Annotated in this window: 15 protein-coding genes; 9 read left to right on the forward strand and 6 right to left on the reverse strand. The window is 44.2% G+C overall.

The features are described from left to right. Positions 1–540: an ATP-dependent protease subunit HslV gene (gene hslV, locus PVA46_RS03430; RefSeq protein WP_167695360.1), complete on the forward strand. Its 540-nt coding sequence runs from the start codon at positions 1–3 to the stop codon at positions 538–540. Beyond that, the gene (gene hslU / locus PVA46_RS03435) at positions 541–1,983 is read left to right on the forward strand and encodes an ATP-dependent protease ATPase subunit HslU (protein WP_167695361.1); all 1,443 of its coding nucleotides are present in this window, start codon (positions 541–543) and stop codon (positions 1,981–1,983) included. Between the two features lie 34 nt (positions 1,984–2,017). On the opposite strand, the gene PVA46_RS03440 is transcribed toward hslU, so the two are convergent. After that, positions 2,018–2,566 carry a TetR/AcrR family transcriptional regulator C-terminal domain-containing protein gene (locus PVA46_RS03440; protein ID WP_167695362.1) on the reverse strand — a complete coding sequence of 183 codons (549 nt, stop codon included), beginning with the start codon at positions 2,564–2,566 and terminating at the stop codon, positions 2,018–2,020. A gap of 148 nt (positions 2,567–2,714) precedes the next feature. Here PVA46_RS03440 and PVA46_RS03445 point away from each other — a divergent pair, with 148 nt between their 5' ends. From PVA46_RS03445 to PVA46_RS03460, 4 genes are all read left to right on the forward strand, one after another. Next, positions 2,715–4,430 (forward strand): solute:sodium symporter family transporter, encoded by a 1,716-nt coding sequence (locus PVA46_RS03445; protein WP_167695363.1) that lies wholly within the window; start codon positions 2,715–2,717, stop codon positions 4,428–4,430. A gap of 3 nt (positions 4,431–4,433) precedes the next feature. Next, complete coding sequence (locus PVA46_RS03450; RefSeq protein ID WP_167695364.1) at positions 4,434–6,452, forward strand: beta-galactosidase; 2,019 nt, start codon at positions 4,434–4,436, stop codon at positions 6,450–6,452. A gap of 8 nt (positions 6,453–6,460) precedes the next feature. Next, complete coding sequence (locus PVA46_RS03455) at positions 6,461–8,671, forward strand: alpha-galactosidase (RefSeq protein ID WP_167695365.1); 2,211 nt, start codon at positions 6,461–6,463, stop codon at positions 8,669–8,671. Positions 8,672–8,759: 88 nt separating this feature from the next. Further along, positions 8,760–9,749, forward strand: a complete 990-nt coding sequence (locus tag PVA46_RS03460; RefSeq protein ID WP_167695366.1) for a LacI family DNA-binding transcriptional regulator — start codon at positions 8,760–8,762, stop codon at positions 9,747–9,749. On the opposite strand, the gene PVA46_RS03465 is transcribed toward PVA46_RS03460, so the two are convergent. From PVA46_RS03465 to PVA46_RS03475, 3 genes are read right to left on the reverse strand one after another with little or no spacing between them, the layout of a single operon-like run. Beyond that, entirely contained in the window at positions 9,733–10,758 is a 1,026-nt protein-coding gene (locus tag PVA46_RS03465; protein ID WP_167695367.1) for an aldose epimerase family protein, read from the reverse strand. The two genes, PVA46_RS03460 and PVA46_RS03465, sit on opposite strands and share 17 nt — an antisense overlap. Further along, complete coding sequence (locus PVA46_RS03470; RefSeq protein ID WP_167695368.1) at positions 10,748–12,250, reverse strand: UDP-glucose--hexose-1-phosphate uridylyltransferase; 1,503 nt, start codon at positions 12,248–12,250, stop codon at positions 10,748–10,750. The genes PVA46_RS03465 and PVA46_RS03470 overlap by 11 nt, the downstream gene beginning before the upstream one ends. Beyond that, positions 12,243–13,523 carry a galactokinase gene (locus PVA46_RS03475; RefSeq protein ID WP_167695369.1) on the reverse strand — a complete coding sequence of 427 codons (1,281 nt, stop codon included), beginning with the start codon at positions 13,521–13,523 and terminating at the stop codon, positions 12,243–12,245. Before PVA46_RS03475 ends, PVA46_RS03470 begins: the two co-directional genes overlap by 8 nt. A 167-nt stretch (positions 13,524–13,690) precedes the next feature. Here PVA46_RS03475 and PVA46_RS03480 point away from each other — a divergent pair, with 167 nt between their 5' ends. The 3 genes from PVA46_RS03480 to PVA46_RS03490 are packed head-to-tail and all read left to right on the forward strand — an operon-like array spanning position 13,691 to position 18,106. Continuing rightward, positions 13,691–14,848: an iron-containing alcohol dehydrogenase gene (locus PVA46_RS03480; protein ID WP_167695370.1), complete on the forward strand. Its 1,158-nt coding sequence runs from the start codon at positions 13,691–13,693 to the stop codon at positions 14,846–14,848. Positions 14,849–14,904: 56 nt separating this feature from the next. Next, positions 14,905–15,864: a GIY-YIG nuclease family protein gene (locus PVA46_RS03485; protein ID WP_167695371.1), complete on the forward strand. Its 960-nt coding sequence runs from the start codon at positions 14,905–14,907 to the stop codon at positions 15,862–15,864. Positions 15,865–15,904: 40 nt separating this feature from the next. Beyond that, entirely contained in the window at positions 15,905–18,106 is a 2,202-nt protein-coding gene (locus tag PVA46_RS03490) for a hypothetical protein (protein ID WP_167695372.1), read from the forward strand. Here the strand turns inward: PVA46_RS03490 and PVA46_RS03495 are convergent. Continuing rightward, positions 18,097–19,245 carry a 5-methylcytosine restriction system specificity protein McrC gene (locus tag PVA46_RS03495; RefSeq protein ID WP_167695373.1) on the reverse strand — a complete coding sequence of 383 codons (1,149 nt, stop codon included), beginning with the start codon at positions 19,243–19,245 and terminating at the stop codon, positions 18,097–18,099. The two genes, PVA46_RS03490 and PVA46_RS03495, sit on opposite strands and share 10 nt — an antisense overlap. Continuing rightward, on the reverse strand, positions 19,242–20,993 hold the full coding sequence (locus tag PVA46_RS03500; protein WP_167695374.1) for a DUF4357 domain-containing protein: 1,752 nt from the start codon (positions 20,991–20,993) through the stop codon (positions 19,242–19,244). The genes PVA46_RS03495 and PVA46_RS03500 overlap by 4 nt, the downstream gene beginning before the upstream one ends. Positions 20,994–21,054 lie beyond the last annotated feature (61 nt).

Consider the following 21,054-nt stretch of genomic DNA (forward strand, 5'->3'; position numbering starts at 1 on the left):
ATGGAATATAGCATGAAGGCAACCACGATTTTAGTGGTGCGTAAAGATGGAAATGTTGCCATGGCTGGCGATGGACAAGTTACCTTTGGGCAGAGTGTGGTGATGAAGGCGACGGCAAAGAAGGTACGTAAGTTGTTTGATGGTAAGGTGCTCTGTGGGTTTGCAGGTAGTACCGCCGATGCATTTACCCTAGAAGAGCTCTTTGAGGCGAAGATGAAGGAGCGTGGTTTTGATTTAACGCGTGCTGCTATTGAGGTGGCTAAAGAGTGGCGTAGTGATCGTCGATTGCGAAAGCTTGAGGCGATGCTCTTGGTAGCCGATAGCCAAAAAACGTTATTGATATCGGGTTCAGGCGACGTAATCGAACCCGAGCATAATGCCATGGCAATTGGATCTGGTGGGAATTTTGCTTACTCGGCGGCCTTGGCGTATCTGGATGGATCGTCGCTCTCAGCAAGAGAGATTGCACTACGAAGCTTACGCGTTGCAGGCGATCTCTGCGTTTATACCAATCATAATATTATCGTGGAGGAGCTGTAGATGTTTGATTACGAGACAATGACGCCAAAGCAGTTAGTTGCGGAGTTAGACAAGTACATTATTGGGCAAGACGAGGCGAAGCGCGCGGTTGCCGTTGCTCTGCGTAATCGGGTGCGTCGTGGGCGGTTGCCAGAGGCGATGCGTGACGAAGTATCGCCTAAAAACATCATTATGGTGGGATCCACGGGCGTGGGGAAAACGGAAATTGCGCGTCGGTTGACCAAGCTATCGGGTGCGCCGTTTATCAAGGTGGAGGCGACAAAATTCACCGAAGTTGGCTATGTAGGGCGCGATGTCGAGAGCATGGTGCGCGATTTGATGAACGCGGCGATTTCTCTGGTTAAAGCCGAAATGGAGAAGAATATTCAAGCCGAAGCCGAAAAGCGAACGTATGATCGACTGCTTGATCTCCTTTTACCGGGAACAAAATCGCATCATAAAGAGCAAAGCGAGGAAGATGAGCCACCTCGTATCTCGTTATTATCTGAAAACGAAGAAGCCCAAGAGAGTGAGGAGGCGGTAATTGCACGCACGCGTGCGAAACTTTTGGAGCGCATTAAGAGTGGTCAGATGGACGATCATAAAGTAGAGCTTTCCTCTAAGGGTGGCAAGGGTGGATCTATTATGCCTGGTGTGGAAGTCTTTCCTGTAGGCTTGGGTGGTATGGGTGATGGACCGGACTTTTCTGATATGGGTCAACAAATTAGTAGTCAAATTAGCGCGATGTTTGGCGGTGGTAAGAAGAAGGTTGTCTCGGTAAAGCGCGCGTATAATATCCTGATGCAAGAGGAGCGAGAACAGCTCATTGATCAAGATGCGGTCATCGAAATCGCTAAAGAGCGGGTGGAGCGTCGTGGCATTATCTTTATCGACGAGATCGATAAAATTATCAGCTCCGGAAGCAATAAACAGGGCGGAGAGGTGAGTCGCGAGGGCGTACAGCGTGATATCCTCCCGATTGTCGAAGGCTCGATGGTCAACACCAAGTATGGTATGATTGATACAACCTACATTCTCTTTATCGCTGCTGGGGCTTTTAGCAATAGTAAGCCAAGCGATCTTATCCCTGAATTACAAGGACGATTTCCTATCCGTGTGCAGTTGGAAGAGATGAGTGTAGCGATGTTTGAGCAGATCTTAATTAAGCCACAAAATGCCATTACCCAGCAGTATATTGAACTGCTCAAGACTGAAGATCTCTTTATCGAATTTGATGAAAGTGCGATTAAACGCATTGCCGAGATTGCTTATGAGGAGAATCGTTTGCAAGAGAATATTGGGGCAAGACGCTTACATAATATTCTGGAGCGAATTTTAGAGACGCTAAGCTTCGAGGCTACCGATCGGGGTGGCGAACATATTTTGATTGATGCTACTTACGTTGATCGCGAGCTAAAGACCAAAGAGCGCGAAGCCAATGATTTAGGTAAATATGTTTTGTAGTATGCGAGAAAAAGTCAGAGTAATCTGACTTTTTTTATACCAAGTGTGGTGATTCTAAGGCTAATTCCAACAGCTGAATCATTTCTTCCACGGAATTTTGCATATCGGTAAAGACCCAATGCATAATCGATGCCATAATTGCGTGGCTGTAAAAGTCGACCAAAAATTGATGTTGCTTGGGGCTATAGCGTGATGCATCGATCAATTTTCGTACCACATTATTAATCACTCTTGAGACATCGCCCGAAAAAATTTGGTGTAGCGTATCCATGCCTAAGCTTTGATAGACAATCATCACAAAAGGTCTATTCTCTTTGATATGCTCCAAAAAGAGCGTCAAACCAACCTTCCATGATTCGGTATGGCTACTTTGGCGCACCGCAGTGAGAATATTGTATTCAAATGCCCAGCGCATCAATGCGTAAATATCTTTAAAATGATAGTAAAAAGTAGGTCGACTAATATTACATTCGGTAATTAAATCCGTAACGGTAATCTTCTTAAATTCCTTTTTCTGCATCAAGATTTTTAAGCTTAATGCTAGCTCTTCTTTGGTACGCAGGGAGAGTTCTTCTTTCTTCATGCCTTACACTATACCACAAATGACTAATAAATGCAAAAGTTGTCTCTTTTTTACTTGACAATAAGAAAGAAGTGGCTCTATAATAAAATATGAAGTAATTTATTAGTAAAATATTTACCTATTTTTTACTTAAAAGGAGATTTATAAAATGGATATTTTAATGTTAGGATCCTTTATCTTATTTCTATTATCAGTGGGCGTCTTTACCTATTTTAAGACGCGAAAAACTAATTTAGAGAGTAGTGAGGGATTCTTTTTGGCTGGGCGCAGTTTGAGTGCAACGGTAATTATGGCGTCGTTACTAATGACGAATATTAGCGCTGCAAACTTTGTCGGTATGTCGGCACAGTCTTATACGCACAATATGTCGGTGATGGGCTGGGAGGTTGTCTCTGGTATTACGTTGGTCTTGGTGGCTATCTTTTTGATGCCTCGCTATTTGCAACAAGGCATTACGACAATCCCAGAATTTGTAGGTAATCGTTATGGGGAGAGTACCCGTAAGTTTCTGGCAATCTTCTTTTTGATAAGTTTGGTGGTAAATGGCTATCCTATTACGCTGTATGCCGGAGCACTGGCAATGCATCAGCTCTTTGACATCGAGCGAACGCTGGGCGTAAGTTATGAGCAAGGTATTTGGATTATGGTCTGGCTGATCGGCATTGTTAGTGCGATCTACGCGATAGCAGGTGGCTTACGCGCGGTGGCTGTATCGGATACAATTATCGGTATTGTGGTTGTCATCGGTGGATTACTTGTTCCGCTTTATGCGATTCTCCACTTAGGTGATGGCAGTTTATCCGCGGGGTTTAGTCACTTTTTAGAGGCAACGCCAGAGAAATTCAATGGCATTGGTGCTAGTAGCGATCCCTTACCGTTTAGTACGCTCTTCACGGGTTTACTCTTAGTAAATTTGTACTATTGGGGCACGGATCAAGGCATTATTCAACGCGGACTAGCGGCAAAGAATCTAAAAGAAGGACAAGCCGGAGTCATTTATGCGGGATTCTTAAAGGTGTTAACGCCCTTTTTCGTTGTACTTCCAGGAATCATGGCATTTCAGATTTTCGGCGGTAATATCGATAATCCTGACACTGTTTATCCGCGATTAGTTAATTTGGTATTACCCAAACCTTTAACCGGATTTTTTGCCGCAGCGATGTTTAGCGTCATCATGAGTTCGCTTAATAGCATTCTTAATAGCGCCTCGACGATCTTTGCCTTGGATATCTATAAGCCCATCTGGGGTAGGAAGGCTGATGATAAAAAAGTTGTAAATATGGGTAAATTTTTTGGTCTTTTTGTGGCGATTATCTCGCTTTTCATCGCCCCCATGTTGATGTATAGTAGCGATGGTTTATTTCAATATTTACAGAAAGTTGCAGGCTTTTTTAATGTCCCAATCTTTACGATTATTTTAGTAGGATATATGACCAAACGCGTACCTGCCATCGCCGCTAAGATTGGTATCAGTTTCTTTGTGGTAATTTACGGCATTACACAGTTGTTTTGGGATACGGGGTTACACTTTCTGCATATCTCGGCGATACTCTTTGTGCTTACTACGATTTTAATGTTATTGATTGGACGCATTGCTCCAATGAAAGAAGATTTTATCATGCCAAACGCTCGCGCCGTTAATATTGAGCCTTGGGTTAATCGATTTAGAGTGGGGGCAGGGGTCATCTACTCAATGATAGCGATGTATGTTTTCTTTTCGCCACTGGGCTTTGCACAGGCAGGCGGAGTTAATGCGATTACGTGGTTGACTTTGATTTTAGTTGCAGGATTGACCGTGATTATTGTGATGTTATTAGAAAAACGCGATCGTGCGAAACGATCTCATCTAGCTAGGGAGGCATAAAAGATGAAAATTTTAGATGTAGAGATGATCTTACATGGCGGGGATTATAATCCAGATCAATGGAAGGATTATCCAGAAATTTTGGAGCAAGATATGCGCTTATTGAAGGCAGCGAATATCAATTTTGTCTCTATCAATATTTTTAGTTGGATACAACTAGAGCGTGAAGAGGGCATTTACACCTTTGATTGGTTAGATCAAACAATTAATCGCTTACACGAGCATGGCTTTAAGATTGTCTTAGCTACGCCATCGGGCAGTAAGCCCGCGTGGTTGACGCGTCGCTACCCTGATAGCGCTCGGGTTGATGCTTATGGGCGACGCGCCTATCATGGCAATCGCCACAATCACTGCATGACTTCGCCAAGTTATCGAGAGAAAGTGTTCGCCCTTGATAGTGCTCTTGCTAAGCGTTATGGTGAGCATCCTGCGGTGATGCTTTGGCATATCTCCAATGAATTTTCGGGATTTTGCTATTGTGATCTCTGCCAAGCTAAATTCAGAAATTTCTTGCAAGAAAAGTACCAAACTATCGAGACACTCAACCAGCGTTGGTGGAATGCATTTTGGTCGCACGACTTTACCAGCTTTGAGGAGATCCATCCACCGATGCCCATTGGGGAGCAGAATAGTGTGCCACTAGAGCTCGATTGGCATCGCTTTACCACCGAGAATACAATCGATTTTTACAAAGAAGAGGTACGCGCGATTCGGCAATATTCAACTCTACCCACCACCACGAATTTCCCACCGATCTCCACCGAACCACTCTCATTGGATCTCTTGCATCTGGACTGTTTTGCCTTTGCTAAACATTTAGATATGGTCGCCTATGATAGTTATCCACAGTGGCACAGTGGCGATGATTATCAGATTGGACTCAACACCAGCATGCTCTACGACTTAATGCGATCGCTCAAAGGGAATCGCCCCTTCTTATTGATGGAGTCAGCGCCTTCGGCCGCCAACTGGCGTAATGCGTGTAAGCTTAAGCGCCCAAAAATGCACGCGCTAAGTTCGATACAGGCTGTTGCTCACGGTGCTGATATGGTTGGCTATTTTCAGATGCGAAAAGGGCGCGGTCAGACCGAAAAATTCCACTCCGCCGTACTCGATCACGACTCCACTGACGACAATCGCGTCTATCAAGATGTTAAAGCCTTGGGCGCATCGCTTAAAGATCTCGCCCCTATTTTAGGCAGTACGCCGAAGCACTCCATCGCCATCTATTTGGATTGGTCGAATCATGTGGCGATTCGCGCCAATAAAGGCCCACGCATGGTTGGCGTAGGCGATCTCGATACTATCCAAATGTACTATAAGGCAATTGTTTCGCAAGGATATGGCGTTGATTTTGTCAATTACGATAGCTCTTTGGATCGTTATAAAGTGATCGTTTTACCAATGGTCTACAGCGCTCCCGATGCCTTTTGGCAGAAGCTCCATCTCTTTAAAGAGAAAGGAGGTATCATCCTCTCTACGTACATGAGTGGTTATGCCAATGACGATGATCTGATCTATCCACGCTCGCGCCATCCGCTCTTTGAGGCGAGTTTAGGGTTAGTTTATCACGAGTTAGATGCACTAGAAGAGGCGGATAAAAATAGCACGGTTATTGGCGATAATTGCTATGCTGTGGAGCATTTTTGTGAGTTGAATAAACTCGCTGGAGCCGAGGTTATGAGTCGTTACCAAGCAGATTTTTACCAAGGAGAACCTTGTATTACGCATCATCAGGGACATTATCATGTGGCTGGCGGTTTAGTTGAGGCTGGTTTAACAGAGCTAATTCACGCCATTTTTACCAAGCATCATATAGAGAAAACCTTGGAACTCGCTGGTCTACCGCTCATCGCCACGCATCGAGAAATTGCTAACCATCGCTATCTTTTTATCATGAATTTTACCCAACAAGAGCATGCGCTTCCGCTACAAAAAACGCACTATACGCTCGATAATCAAGCAATCAATCTTGTTCGGCTAACAGGCTTTGCGTATATCATTCTTAAAGAGAACAGGTAGGAGGAACTATGCCAATTCAGTATCATGCATCAAGCAAAACATTTCATCTATTTAACGATGAAATAAGTTATATTTTTATGATTTTAGCCAACGGAGAACTTGGGCATCTCTATTATGGTAAAGCAATTAGAGACCGAGAGTCCTTTGCGCATCTTTTTGTCTTGCAGGCAAGGGCTTTAGCGCCGGTGGCCTATCGCGATGACCTCTCCTTCTCTTTGGAGGTGATTAAGCAGGAGTATCCTAGTTATGGCACCGGCGATTTTCGTGAGCCTGCCGTACAAATTACTACGTCAATTGGTGATAAAATTTCGCATTTTATCTACAAGGAGCACACCATGATGGAGGGGAAGCCTAGGTTCGATGGGCTCCCTGCGACCTTTAGCGATGGTGGGGAGGCACAGACTTTAGCTATCACGCTCTACGATGAACTTATCGCATGTGAGCTGACGTTGTACTATACGATTTTCCACGATTTAGCCGTGATTACGCGTTCGTCAAGGGTAGAAAATAAAGGAGCGCAACCTATCAAGATCGATCGGCTTATGTCTACGAGCATCGATTTTTATGATAATCATTTTGTTATGATGCAGTTAGATGGGGCTTGGAGTCGCGAACGCCATGTACAAGAGCGGCCTTTGCTTAATGGTATACAGGCGATATCCAGCGCGCGTGGTGCTAGTGGGGCGTTTCATAATCCATTTTTGGCGCTACGACGACCCCAAACCACCGAGAGTCAGGGTGAGGTTTACGGCTTTACGTTAGTGTATAGCGGGAACTTTTTAGCGCAGGTCGAGGTAGATAGCTATGATGTGAGTCGGCTGTTACTGGGCATTCATCCTTTTGGTTTTGGTTGGAATTTAACGACCAATGAGCACTTTCAAAGCCCTGAGGCAGTAATGGTCTATAGCGATGGCGGTCTCAACCAGATGAGCCAGACCTTCCATCAGCTCTTTCAAGATCACCTGATGCCTAAGCGTTGGGCAAGGGAGCTTCGCCCGATCTTGATTAATAACTGGGAGGCGACTTACTTTGATTTTGATCATCACAAAATTATCGCTATTGCCCAACAAGCAAAAGAGGTGGGCATCGAACTCTTTGTCTTGGACGATGGGTGGTTTGGGCATCGCGACAATGATAAAAGTTCTCTTGGCGATTGGTTTGTCCACAAAGAGAAGCTGCCACAAGGGTTGTCGGCGTTGGCTAGGGAGATTAAAGCATTAGGATTGAAGTTTGGTCTGTGGTTTGAACCCGAGATGGTCAATGAGGTGAGTAAGCTTTATCGTATGCATCCAGAATGGACAATTGGCGTGCCTAATCGGCATAAAACCTATAGTCGCCATCAATATGTGCTCGACTTTTCGCAAGCAGTGGTGGTCGATACCGTCTTTACGATGATGGATAAAATTCTGGCTGATGGACTCATCGATTACATCAAATGGGATATGAATCGTAATATTACGGAGGCATACTCTGCCTCCCTACCGGCAGATCGGCAAGGAGAATTTTTTCATCGCTATATTTTGGGAGTCTATCAGCTCTACGATCGTCTCATTACGAAATATCCAAATATTCTCTTTGAATCTTGCGCAAGTGGTGGCGGTCGTTTTGATGCGGGCATGCTCTTCTATGCACCGCAAGCTTGGACGAGTGATAACATGGATCCCATCGAGCGCTTGGCGATTCAGCATGGTACCTCGATGCTATACCCGTTGATTAGTATGGGATCGCATGTGCCCACGTCGCCGAATCATCAAGTCGATCGCCATACATCATTGGCAATGCGGGCGAGTGTAGCCTATTTTGGTACTTTTGGCTATGAGTTGGATATCACTAAAATTTCTGCTGATGAGCGCACCGAAATTGTGCGTCAAATTGCCTTTTTTAAACAGTGGCAGAGCGTGATCGCTTTGGGCAAATTCTATCGTTTGGAGAGTGCCGATCCGAATTATTATTACTGGATGGTTGTTTCGCAAGATAAAGAGCAGGCGTTGGTTGCATCGTATAAAATTTTAGCGAGAGCTAATCCTGCGCTCAAAAGATTTAACCTACAAGGACTCAATCCAAACTTGCTTTACTACTGTCCAGAACGAGAATTATCGTACTATGGTGATGAGTTGATGCATGTAGGCTGGCTAAGTGAACCCGAATTTACCGGCATGAGTGGCACGGATAAGGGGGATTTTACGGCACGCATCTATCAATTACTGGCGAAAAAGTAAAGCTGTCGTATAGACAATCTGCATGTAGATGTCGATAATCAACCCAGAATGTCTCGTCGATTTGGGTTGATTAAACAAGGAGTGATAGGTGGCAACAATAAAAGATATCGCGATCATGGCTGGGGTCTCCCCCGCCACCGTTTCTCGTGTGTTGGCTTATGATGCAACATTGAGCGTTGCCGAGAGTACGCGAAAACGTATTTTTGAAGCAGCCGAAACGCTAGAGTATACCAAGCATAAAAAGAAAGCGCAAGTTGGGAAGATTTTGGTGCGTTTAGTCCAGTGGTACAACGAATCAGAGGAGCTTGAAGATCTCTATTATATGTCGATTCGCCTCGGACTCAATGAGCGGGCGCAGGAGCTAGGTATTACGATAGTGCGGGAATCACTAGAAGCCCTTAGCGATAACGCGATGCAGATTACGATTGCCTTGGGTAAATTTGACGAGCCTCAAGTGCGACGGTTACAGCGACTATCAGGGTTGTTGCTCTTTGTTGACTTTGACGCCATGCGCTATGGCGCGCACTCTCTGGTGATCGATTTTTCTTATAGTTTAGGGTTAGTGTTGGATTATGCGCAAGCACTAGGGCATACTAAGATCGGCATGCTTGCAGGTATTGAGTCGACAAAAGAGAGCGATCTCTGGCTTACCGATCAGCGCTATATTGCATTTCGCACGCTAGCAGAACCCTTGGGACTTTTTAATCCACAATGGATTATTCAAGCGCCTTTTCATGTACAAGATGGGTATCAGGCGATGCAAGAATTTCTGCAACACACCGATAATTTACCCACCATATTCTTCGCCTCTAGTGATGCCCTTGCCATTGGTGCCATTCAGGCGCTACAAGAAGAGGGTATCAAGATTCCTCAAGAGATATCCATTATCGGTTTTAATGATATTAGCGTTGCGCAATATGTAACGCCTGCCCTCACCACGATTAAGGTACATACACATTGGATGGGTGGGCTTGCCTTAGATCACGCATTACGCTTGCTTCAAGATGCCAGTCCGATTGCCCAAAAGATTATGTTGGCGACGGAGCTTAAAGTACGAGACTCTACCGCTCCGGCATGAGAAAATTCGGGCTTGAAAAGGTATAGTGTGTGGCTTGTTGATAGGGATTATCTGCTGAATAGGTGGGCGCAAAGTGGGGATTAAGTTGGTAGGCATTGGGAATATGTTGTGTCTCTAAAGCAATCGCATCTAAGGGCTCTCCCTTTTTGTGTTGATTTAGAATCATTTTATGATTGAAATGATTTGCCGTATAGACCACCACGGAAGGTGCGTTGGTGCGCATCTCTAACCTGCGTTTACTAGTAGGATCTTCTAAGCTTATCACGCCTCCTTGCTCAAGAAGAAAGGGCGTGTCATACCCATTTAATCGCTTCAAAATTGAATCATCAAGAGCTAGGTTCGCCCCGATTGTTTTTGGACTCCTAAAATCATAGGCATCACCTTGTTGGATAGGCAAGATGGCATCAGGATGTCCATGGAGATGAATACGAAGTCTCTTTTTTGCCGGTAATGTCAGCAGATGCTCGCTTATTGGATAGGCGAGATCTCCACTTAAATTGAAGTAGAGGTGAGAGGTTAGACTCACATGTTGAGGCACGCTAGGATAACAGTGACTGATGATACTAAATGTATTTGCCTCCAAAATATAGTCAATTTGATAAAAAAATCGCCCTTTATAACCATCTTTATGATGCTCGCTCTCTAGTGTGAAGCGCAAGATTTCTTTGTTTGGCTCTTTGTGTTTTTCTACGTTAAAGAGCTGTTCGGATATGCCATTAAACCCACCATGTAAGTGATGTAATCCTTGATTAATCGAAAATATTTTATCCCCGCCACCATAAGCGATACGCCCCGCAATAGGACCAATCATTGTATTGAGATAATGATAAGAATGCTCAATGTAATTCATGGTATTATCATAAGATGCAATCATATTAGGGCATGCATTATTCTGCTCTTTCAGGTGAATATCGGTAATTATTGCGCCCAAATTTATCGCCTGAATGGTAAGATAATCATTAGTTAATTGATATAAGTAAATATTTTTTGTAAGCTCTTTAGCTGACATGTAAATCTCCTTCGAGAAGAGCCGATAAGCAACGTAAAAATCGCTCTTGTGCTAAGGGATGTTGCTTAAAAATTCCTACATCTTCTAGCACATGAAAAAATACCGCGCCTACGGCATGGTCTAGAATCTTATCGACACTATCTTGGGTTATATTTAGATAATTTTTATTAACATAGTCATAAATATCTCTAAATTTATGCATAAAATCGGTTGAGACATTATCGCCTAATAACCAGCTTTTCAATATGCTCAATTCAGATAGCAGTCGCCCTGGTAAGATGGCTAGCCCCATCACCTCGATGAGACCGATATTCTCTTTTTTAATGGCGTGCCAAGGACGATGTGGATGAAAAATTCCATCTGGATGTGCGTCATTGGTACGATTGTTACGTAAGGCAAGATCGAGGATATAGATCTTTTTTTCTTTGCGTAATATGGGCGTAATGGTGTTGTGCCTAGTCTTTTCCGTAGATGCCAGAAGCTCTACTTGCGGATCACTGTAGTTGCGCCAATGGGTTAATATTTGATTGGCAAGAGCGATAAGTTCGGTGCGATTTGTTGACTCTAGGCGTAGCGTACTGATGGGCCAATGGAGTCGTCCGATTTTTATCGAAGGATATCTTTTTGTCTCATACCTATCGATGGTAGAGGCCCGATGCATGGCAAATGTGTAGCGCCCAGCTTGGGCGTGGTCATGACTTAAAATACTCCCACCGACGATCGGTAAGTCGGCATTGAAGCCAATAAAGTAGTGCGGAAATTGATCAACAAAATCGAACATCATGGTAAATGCCTGTCGATCAATACGCATCGGTCGGTGTTCCTCATGAAAAACAATGGCATGCTCATCATAATATAAGTAAGGAGAATATTGCAAATAATAGGGTTGCTCCCCTAGGGTTAATCGGACAATACGATGCTGTTGCCGAGGTGCTTGGTTACATGTTCCAGCATAGCCGACATTCTCTTTACAGAGGGGGCAAGTGGGATATTTTTTCTCCTTATTTTGATGTGCTTGAAGAATAGCCTTAGGATCTTTTTCAGGTTTAGCTAGATTTATGGTGATGTCTAGAAGGCCAAAGGGGCTGGTATACTTCCACTTTTTATCTAAGTTTAATCGATCCTTATTAATGTAATGGGAAGCAATTGCTAAATGATAAAAATAGCTGGTGGCCTCTTCTGGGTTTTGTCGATAAAGATGCCAAAAGCGATCATTAATGGCATGAGGTCTTGGCATGAGGATGTTCATGACTGCGGATTCAAACAACTCTTGAGGTAAATGATTTTTATCAAATGGATATAGCATAGAGAGTAGTTCGCTTAGTGTTGTAAAGGCTACCGCTTGATTATCGATGCTATTGAGTTTCTCAACCTCAAAGAAAAAGAGTAATTGATTATAGCAATAGTCCCGTTCGTCGCGAGAAAAAAGCTGATGAGCTTCGCCATAACCTAGCAGTGTTTGGAGTAGAGGTTCTAGTATCTTGTTATCCATGATTATCTTGTGGTTGCAGTTGTATGCTTCCAATTGGGCGTATGTTAAGAACGATACTGGCATCTTGTCCAAAAATATTGTCCATCTTTTCTTTAAATTCTTGTAAATTATCACTCTTGAGAAATACTTGGATTGTCCCTGCGAAGCCACCGCCATGTACACGGGCGATGCCATTTTTGGATAAAAAATCTTCTGCTAACGCTAAGGCTAGTGCTAAATGTTGATGAAGAGGATCTTTTGAAGAGTAGATGTTTTGTAAATATTTAAAAGAGCTTGCGCCAGAATCAGCAAAAAGACGAAGAAATTCTGGTAGATTATTTTTTTGTAAATATTTAATTGATTGCTCTACCCGCATATTTTCTCCAAAAAAATGCATTGTACGTAAGAGACTGCGATCGCTTACTTTCTGGCGTAAGTCAGGTAAATTTTGCGTAAAGTGCCTCGGATCAACCTCACTTAATCGCTCTTTTTGAAAAAATTGCGCCACGGCTTGCATTTCATCTTTTATCGCTCGATAATCTTCTGTAAGATCGGCATGCGATCCGCCAGTGTTAATAATGCAGAGCTCATAATCCGTTTGCGCCAGATTAAAAGGAATCGGTGTAACTTTTGGTATCTTTGGATTGTAAAAATCGATAGCGATAACACCTCCCACACTACAGGCCAGCTGATCCATGAGACCACAGGGTTTATTAAAGTAATGATTTTCGCTGTATTGACTTATTTGTGCAATGGTAATTGGATCAATCATTGCATGATTGTAGAGATGCGATAAAATAGTTGCGATAAGCACCTCAAATGCTGCCGAAGAGGAGAGTCCAGATCCTTCCAAAATATCGCTTTGAATGGATGCACTGAATCCACCAATGGCGTAGCCTAACTGTTGGAATCGGGCGCAAATACCGCGAATGAGGGCGAGGGATGTGCCAAACTCATCGGGATTGATGGCTAAGTTATCGAGATTTAGCGGAGGGATGTTAAAGCCTTCTGTTTGAACGCGGATGATGTTCTGCTGGTTTGGGGCAACCACGGCAATCATGTCGAGATCGATGGCGGTGGCGATGACTTTTCCTTGCTGATGATCGGTGTGATTACCGATAAGCTCACTACGTCCTGGGGTACTAAAGAGGGCAGTGGGCTCGGTTTTAAAGTGCTCCTTAAAGGAGTGCACTAGGAGTAGATAACGCTCTTTTGCGGTTTCTGGATAGCGATAGAGTTGATTGAAGGTCTCCTGAAAAGCATTATTTTGGATCTGTTGTTGGAGTGTGGGCATGCGAATCTCCTTTTTAGTGAAAAATAGTAAAAATTTACTTAAATTATACCACGCCTTCTTTTTCTTGTCAAGCGGTGAAGCGGGAATAGGGAATTCGGTTTTTTGTGTTAGCACCTATTGATTAAAGAGTTCGCATATATTATAATGTAAAGAGAGAGGAGAACTGTATGTTGACATTTAATTTTTATCGCCCCACTAATCTGCTTTTTGGCGAGGGAAAGATTGAAGAACTTCCTTCGTTGGTGCAGAAAAGCGAGCGCATCTTGATGCTTTATGGCGGTGGTAGCATCAAAAAGAATGGGATTTACGATCGCACAAAAAAAGCTTTGGCGGGCTATCACCTTGTGGAGTTTGCAGGGATTGAACCCAATCCTCACTACGAAACCTGCATGAAGGCTGTGGAAGTGGTGCAAGCCGAGAAGATTTCCTTGATTTTAGCCGTGGGTGGCGGTAGTGTCATGGATGCTGCTAAATTTATTGGCTTGGCCGCCAAACTTCCATCGGGGAGCGACGCTTGGCAAGATGCTGTGTTGCATAGTCATCGTCGGCAAGATGCTGTGCCTGTTGCGGTAATTCCTACCTTGGCGGCAACGGGTAGCGAGATGAATGCCGGCTTTGTGATCTCCAACGTTGGGTTAACCGAGAAGCGCGCGGGAGGCAATCCTCTGGTTATCCCCCAATTTGCCATCATGGAACCAAGTGCGACGGCAAGTTGTGATCTGCGTCAAACCAGTAATGGCATTGCCGATGCTTATGTGCATGTATTGGAGCAATATCTTACCACAGATAAGGGCGAGACGTTGCAATCGTATTGGGCAGAAGGTGTCTTAAAGACGATTCTTCAGGTTGCTCCTAAGTTGATGGCAAATTTAGCGGATCTCGAAGCGCGCGCCATCTTTATGCACGCAGCGACGATGGCGCTGAACGGGATGATTAGCATGGGCGTAACCAGTGACTGGGCGACGCACATGATTGGGCATGAGCTAACGATTCTCTATGGCACCGATCACGGGCGCACCTTGACCATCGTGATGCCTAATCTTTGGCGCGTACGTCGGGAGATTAAGATGGGTCGCTTGGCACAATATGGCCGTAATGTTCTAGATTTAACCGGTAGCGATAGCGAAGTCGCCGATGCTGCGATTATCGAGACTGAAAAATTCTTTGTATCCATTAATATGCCCATTAAACTAAGTCAAGCTGATATCCCAGCTGATGCCGTGGAAGCCGTAAGCGCTAAAGTTGCCAAGCGTGGCGATCGATTTGGTGAGGATGGTCAAGTCGATAGCACGATGATCCATGCGATCTTGACATTAGCGAAATAATCATCTATAATAGCATGACATCGAGCGTGTCATGCTAATTTTTTATACAGGGAGCGATGATGGGGAAGCCAATTCAACTCTTTTTACTTAATGGCAGACCAGACGGCGTTGCCATTGCCGAGCTATCTAACTGGACGGGGCAATTAATGCGCATTCCGCGCCCGCGCCTGCCAGAGCTTTCGCACCGTAAGGATATCCAAAGTACGGGCGTCTACTTTCTCTTTGGCTTGGACGAAAACGACAAAATGATGGTCTATATTGGGGAGACCGATAATGTTTACAAGCGCCTCATGCAACATTATAGCGACGAAAAGAAGGAATTTTGGCAAGAAGCCGTCGCGGTGGTGGCGAGTAAAAATTCACTCAATAAAGCAGGGGTGCGTTACTTGGAAGAGCTCTTTCATCGACGGGCGAAAGAGGTAAATCGTTATAAAATAATGAATAGTCAGACACCGTCGGGAAGCCCCCTTTCGGAATCAGAAATCTCCACGCTGAATGAATTTGCCGAGAATGTGATTCTTATCCTTGGCGGAGCGCTCGCGCATAAACTCTTCGAGCCGATTAATACCCGTAAAGTGGTAATCAATCCCGTGGATAATACCATTACGCAGTCGCCGACAACGCCTTCCGATGACGAAGAGAGCGATAATATTATCTATGAGTTGACAGCAAAAAATAATCGTGGTAAGGCTTATGGCTATCCTACCAACGATGGATTTCTTGTGCTTAAAGGCAGTTATGTGGATTTGGTAGAGGAGCATAGTCCTTATATACCAGCGAAGGTACGATTATTAAGAGACAAGTTAAATGATGATGAAATTTTGAAAGAAGATATTCTTTTCCGAACGGCTTCTGCCGCGGCTAAATTTGTTTTCAATGGTTCGGTCAATGGAAAGATCATGTGGAAAACCCCTGATGGACGCACTTTAAATGATGTGGAACGTGTGGATAGCCAGCGTATCCAAGCCGAACTAGATAAGCAAGAAGAGGATACGGACGAGGACGACGCGCTTTAATGGGATTGTTTTTTTAGGGTAAAGAAGATATAATGTAGCCATGAGAAAGTTTTTGCCATGGCTACTGCTTATTGTGAGTTGCACGCCTTCGCCCACGGATAGCGCGATCCCTCCTTCTGATGGGGCGATTATCCTCGAGAAACCAACCGAGCTTATCGAATTAACTGAATCCCCGCACTGGGTCTATCAACAAGTCTTGTCGATCCATACGACGACCGAAGCGCTTAACGCGTCGCTAACGGGGCGAACGCTAGCAGATTTCGATAAAACGAAAGAGGTTGGTTACGAGCTATTGCACCACCGCGAAGAGATTAAGCGTCCGCAAATGTACGCCGACTATCAAGGCTTTGACGCGGCGTTGCTCGCTACCTTAATGGCGTATACACTCAGCGATGCCGAGATCAACAACCTGCACTATTACGGCTTAACCTCGCCCGACACCTTGGCTGGGCAGTTGCTCATGAGTTGGCTTATCATGTATCCCCCAGTCGACTTTTTTGGCGCATGGTACCCCGATATCGCCTATGCTGGCAACGGCTTTTGGTCTGAATTTTTTACTCGCTATTATGGTAGCGCCGAATTTACCAAAAAGATGGATACCAGTGGCATGACTTGGTTAGAGATGATAGAAAGAATGACAGAGGAATGGCAAGAGAATGATTTAAGCGTGTGGTGGTTTTGGACAGATTATGAAGTTGCGATAAAAAAGACTATAGATATCCGCCATGCACTTTTGTTAGCGCAGTTGATGGAGGATTATCAAGCGAAGAGACCTCTTCCGCCAAAGCTTTACGAGGCGCTGGCTAACTTTCTTGCCTATCACCGAATTGCCGTAGGCTTTCCCTCTCACTTTGATGATTATCAACCCAAGCAAAAGAGAGAGTGGTGGTCAACGGCAAGCGGTGCGCCCACCTTTATCGACATGAACATCTCCTATCATTTAATCGATAAATATAATTTATCCAACCCAAACACGATTCCGGGGCAGTTGCTCGCGATTCAATTTATCGATTACATTCACTGGTTTGATTGGGATGGATATCTCGAGGCATTAAAAGGATTACTGGGCAGTCAGCAATTCATCGAGCAACGACTGCGCTATAGCCATCAAGAAAAAGAGACCTATCTCAAAGAGGTGGAAAATCTCTATAAAATGATGGAGGAGGTTGATTATCGCTGGCGCGGAGGTGAGGGCGATCCTGAAACAATTCTCTATTTGGCTAGGCTTGCCGATAAACATCCGCTCTATCAGCAGGCGATGCGCTTAACTAGAGTTATGCCATCGGTGGAATCTCATAGTAATCATCTGGTGTTAGAGGAGATTGACTGGAATAACCGTTATTACGTTGCGGTACAGCATCGGGAGAAGTTGGGCTATCCTGCAGACTATGCAGATTATCGGGGTTATGACGCGCGTGTTGTAGACGTGATGATGCAGAATGTATTCTCTACTAAAGAAATTGCCATGTTAAAAGAGATGGATCTTACTAGCCCCGATACCATTCCCGGACTCTTGTTGATTGGCTGGATGCTTCGCGAGCAGTCTGCAGAGCATTTTCACGCGTGGTATCCCGATATTCCTCTCGCCTTATCGCCTGACAACTTTTGGACGGAGGCATTAGCGCGTATCTATGGCAGTCGTACCTTTGTTGAAGAAAATAAATGGTTTAATGAGCTAGATGGAAGTGCTTGGCTAGCACTTTTAGAGACTCTAGAAAATACAACCTCGGAGGAAGAAGGGTACTTTTCAGAACATGAAATGTATTGGTATGCTATTAATTTTCGACGTGACTTATATAAAATGGCCGAAGAGCGACGCTTAATGTTATTGCGAGATCTTTTATCAAGAGAAACCATTGAGAATGAGCGAGTTAACGAGGCACTGATTCAGGTGCTAGCCTATCATAATGAGCATATTGGCTTTGCCTCTTATTATAATGATTTCGTGTTAACCAAAGAGAATCAATCATCTAGCGAAAACTTGGTGGATCAGCTCCGTATTTTTAGGAATTTAACAAGAGATTTTATCCGGTATCTTGATGCGTGGAGTTATGGCCGCGATATCGTGGAGGCTGTGGGTAGTGAACAATTTTTGATTTATCTAACAGCCACCGTTGAATCAGAAAAGATTAAAGGTACAAGATTTGAGCAGTATGCAAGTGCTTTTGAGCATATTTTAAATCCCTATTATAATATTTTAGAAGAGTTATACACGGCGGTATTGGAGGAGGGCTATCGATAGGGGGTCGCTTGTTTTAATTGAGAAAAGATTTCCTCAATGATAGCGCATAGGTTTGACTCTATCTTGGTGTAATTCTTTTCCATTAAAGAAAATTGTGCGATAAAAAAGTATTTACCGTTCTTTTTGGGAATAACCTCAAGAGACATCGCTTCCTCCTCGTTCGTGCTTACTGAGGGATAAAGGAGTAATCCAGCCGAGGCATGATGCTCGTGCACATAGGTATAAATTTGATAAAGATGTGCCGAGCGAGAGCCACTATACATCGAGGTAAATTTCGTGTCGACAATTAACGAAAATGCTTCTTTTTTAATCAAAATATCGCAATACATACTAGGCAGAATGTTTTGCTTTGTTGGATACTCGGGGGCAACTTGCCACATAATAGGCACATGTTGAGCCTCAACCGTGTAGCTGGCTAAATTGTATCGAAAAAAGTTACGAATCGCTCGCTCATAAATACCATAAAGATATTTTGGGTCGCGCGATATCGAGTAGAGACTTTGTGTGCTATGTTGATGCGTATGTTGCATCAATTGGCTCAAGTGGAGGGCAAGCTGTGCCAAATTCACTAGCCGTCGATCGTCTTGATTACGCGGGATAACCTTTATCTTTAATCGTTTTACTTCGCGTGCGTTCTTGGCTTGGATACCCAGTCGCGCTAATCGTTTCAAAAGAGCTTCGCTCTCTTGTAGTAAATTGGGCGTTGTATGAAACTCCATGAGTGTGGGCGATTTTTTAATCTCCTTTAGAATGTATGTAAGTGCCGTAAGGAGCAGTTGATTGAGGGTGTGGTTGAGCTCCAATACGTCATAGCGAATAGCAACGCTACCCTGCTGGAGCAACTGCTTTTGATAAGTCGAGGCGATATCAATTTTTCCACGAACTCGTGTATTAACCTCTCGGGTATGCAGATAGTCTCGGCTCAATCCCTCTTTATATCGCTTGGCGAGTGCACTTTTAAAAAGCCTCAAGAAAAGAAGCGGTAGCATCTCGTTGTAATAATTCTCTTTATTAAAATAAGCGAGTTGCGTAAAATCATGCTCGCGCATGCTATCATAGAGCAAGAGCCACCAGATGTTGTTAAGCGGTATTTTATTTATAAAAAAATGGTCGCTCTCCGCTTGTGTATCGATGCTCATGGGGTAGGAGAATCTACATCTACAGATATAGAGAGCTTGTTGGTTTGCTCGGTAGCCTTGGCGATATTATGCGGCCAATACTCTTCTAAAAGCGGTTTAAGCTCACTCTCCACAATGTCGTTGAACCATTGGTGCAGGGAATCAATCGGGTTGTTAGGGGTGAAAAAGCTGTGTCCAATTAAGAAATTTTTCCCTAAATCCGTATCCTCAGCAATCGCTAGATTAAGATTTTCTAATCTCGTTTGAATCTCATTAATAAGTGCATGCTCTTCGGGCTTACTCTTCTCTTTAAGATAGGCCTGCCAAGTCTCATTAAAAAGTGGTTTTAACTCGAGAAAGGCAAAGCGTCGACGAAAGGCAAAGTCTAAGGGTGCAATCGAGTGATCGGCAAGATTCATTGTACCGATAAGATAGAGATTTGCTGGTAAGTACGTTGGCTCTGTCGAGTAGGCGAGGGTAATGGCATGCTGGAGAGAGCGCTTGGTGTGCTCGATAATGCTAAGCATCTCACCGAAAATACTGCTGGGGTTTCCGCGGTTAATCTCATCAATAATAAGCACATGGGGAATCTCTGGTAGTTTATTCGCGCGGTCTATAAAGGTGAGCATTTTGCCTCTTCTTAATGCTAATTTTTGCTCCTCATTCACCCGTAGCCCCTGCACAAAATCTTCATAGGAGAAATTTTGATGAAACTGCACCGTCTCACATTGAACATCAGGCGAGAGTGCATGGGCTAAGTGCTTGGTGATGAGCGTCTTACCCGTACCTGGTGGCCCTTTCAAAATGATACTCTTCTTCTCCTGCAACCGACGCACAAACATGGCGAACTCTTCTTCTGGTAAGAAGAGCGTTATCTGCTCCACCGCGGGCGATTCCTCTTCCGTCTCTAAGGAATCTCCATAGCGCGATTGCCAAAAAGGTTGATTTCTAAACCAATCAATATCTTGTGGCGTATCATGAAAAATAAAGTCGATAAGCTTGGGATGATACGCCTTTTCTTTATGGTGATTGTAGTCAATCTTCCAAATAAGCGCGCCGGGCAAGGAGTAAAAATACCACTCGCGAGGCGTGTCATAGATCTTAAACCAATCCACCTCGATGTTGTTTTGCGCATTTGCCGACTGCGTAACGCTACCGAGCGCCTTAATATAGATGGTAGAGACGTTCGGAAACGTCTGATCGTTGTGGGTAAGGGTGCTATTCTTTGTCCAGTGCAACACCACCAAGTCATCGGGTTGGATGTTACGCAACTTCTGGAGCTGTTGCTCTACGTTAGAGCCATATTGCCAGTTGCCTTGCTCAATGGGCGCCTGCCACTGGCTCTCCTTAACGGCAAGCAACCAACAGTAAGGAATCGTTTCAGGAATTCGGGTTGCTTCTTCAGCCTCCGCATACGCTTGCGCCTCGCGCGGAAATATCTCTTTGAGTGTTTTTCCCGCTTGATCTTTCCATGCATCCAATCCACTGATAGATCTTCCTGCGACTATTTGTGCCGCCGTCGAGGGCTTTTTATAGCGAAAATCGCGAAGTAGAATTCCATTTGGAAATTCGTCAAATAATTTTTTGCGTTCTTGAGGTAAGGAAACTCTTTTACCATCTCTCGATAATCCAGGCATTTCATCTTGCCTAATTTGACTTCCTTTTAACACGGTAAATTCCCCCGTATTTGGGTGGTAGATGCCTGTGGCATTGTAGCCTAGCGTATCGCTTTTTAGGTAAAAGAGGGGCGATTCATCGGTTGCGTCCATAGCAGTATCATAGCACAATTCGATAAGAATGTAAACTACTCCCTTGGCTTGACAGCGCCAA

It is taken from the genome of Entomospira culicis, from assembly GCF_028748145.1.
In the GTDB taxonomy this organism is placed as follows: domain Bacteria; phylum Spirochaetota; class Spirochaetia; order WRBN01; family WRBN01; genus Entomospira; species Entomospira culicis.

What these genes read in the sequence shown, in the direction of transcription:
- PVA46_RS03475 (WP_167695369.1), bottom strand. Translation starts at nt 13,523, where the DNA reads ATGCCCACACTCCAACAACAGATCCAAAATAATGCTTTTCAGGAGACC.
- hslU (WP_167695361.1), top strand. Translation starts at nt 541, where the DNA reads ATGTTTGATTACGAGACAATGACGCCAAAGCAGTTAGTTGCGGAGTTA.
- hslV (WP_167695360.1), top strand. Translation starts at nt 1, where the DNA reads ATGGAATATAGCATGAAGGCAACCACGATTTTAGTGGTGCGTAAAGAT.
- PVA46_RS03490 (WP_167695372.1), top strand. Translation starts at nt 15,905, where the DNA reads ATGAGAAAGTTTTTGCCATGGCTACTGCTTATTGTGAGTTGCACGCCT.
- PVA46_RS03440 (WP_167695362.1), bottom strand. Translation starts at nt 2,566, where the DNA reads ATGAAGAAAGAAGAACTCTCCCTGCGTACCAAAGAAGAGCTAGCATTA.
- PVA46_RS03495 (WP_167695373.1), bottom strand. Translation starts at nt 19,245, where the DNA reads ATGAGCATCGATACACAAGCGGAGAGCGACCATTTTTTTATAAATAAA.
- PVA46_RS03450 (WP_167695364.1), top strand. Translation starts at nt 4,434, where the DNA reads ATGAAAATTTTAGATGTAGAGATGATCTTACATGGCGGGGATTATAAT.
- PVA46_RS03470 (WP_167695368.1), bottom strand. Translation starts at nt 12,250, where the DNA reads ATGGATAACAAGATACTAGAACCTCTACTCCAAACACTGCTAGGTTAT.
- PVA46_RS03485 (WP_167695371.1), top strand. Translation starts at nt 14,905, where the DNA reads ATGATGGGGAAGCCAATTCAACTCTTTTTACTTAATGGCAGACCAGAC.
- PVA46_RS03480 (WP_167695370.1), top strand. Translation starts at nt 13,691, where the DNA reads ATGTTGACATTTAATTTTTATCGCCCCACTAATCTGCTTTTTGGCGAG.
- PVA46_RS03465 (WP_167695367.1), bottom strand. Translation starts at nt 10,758, where the DNA reads ATGTCAGCTAAAGAGCTTACAAAAAATATTTACTTATATCAATTAACT.
- PVA46_RS03445 (WP_167695363.1), top strand. Translation starts at nt 2,715, where the DNA reads ATGGATATTTTAATGTTAGGATCCTTTATCTTATTTCTATTATCAGTG.
- PVA46_RS03500 (WP_167695374.1), bottom strand. Translation starts at nt 20,993, where the DNA reads ATGGACGCAACCGATGAATCGCCCCTCTTTTACCTAAAAAGCGATACG.
- PVA46_RS03455 (WP_167695365.1), top strand. Translation starts at nt 6,461, where the DNA reads ATGCCAATTCAGTATCATGCATCAAGCAAAACATTTCATCTATTTAAC.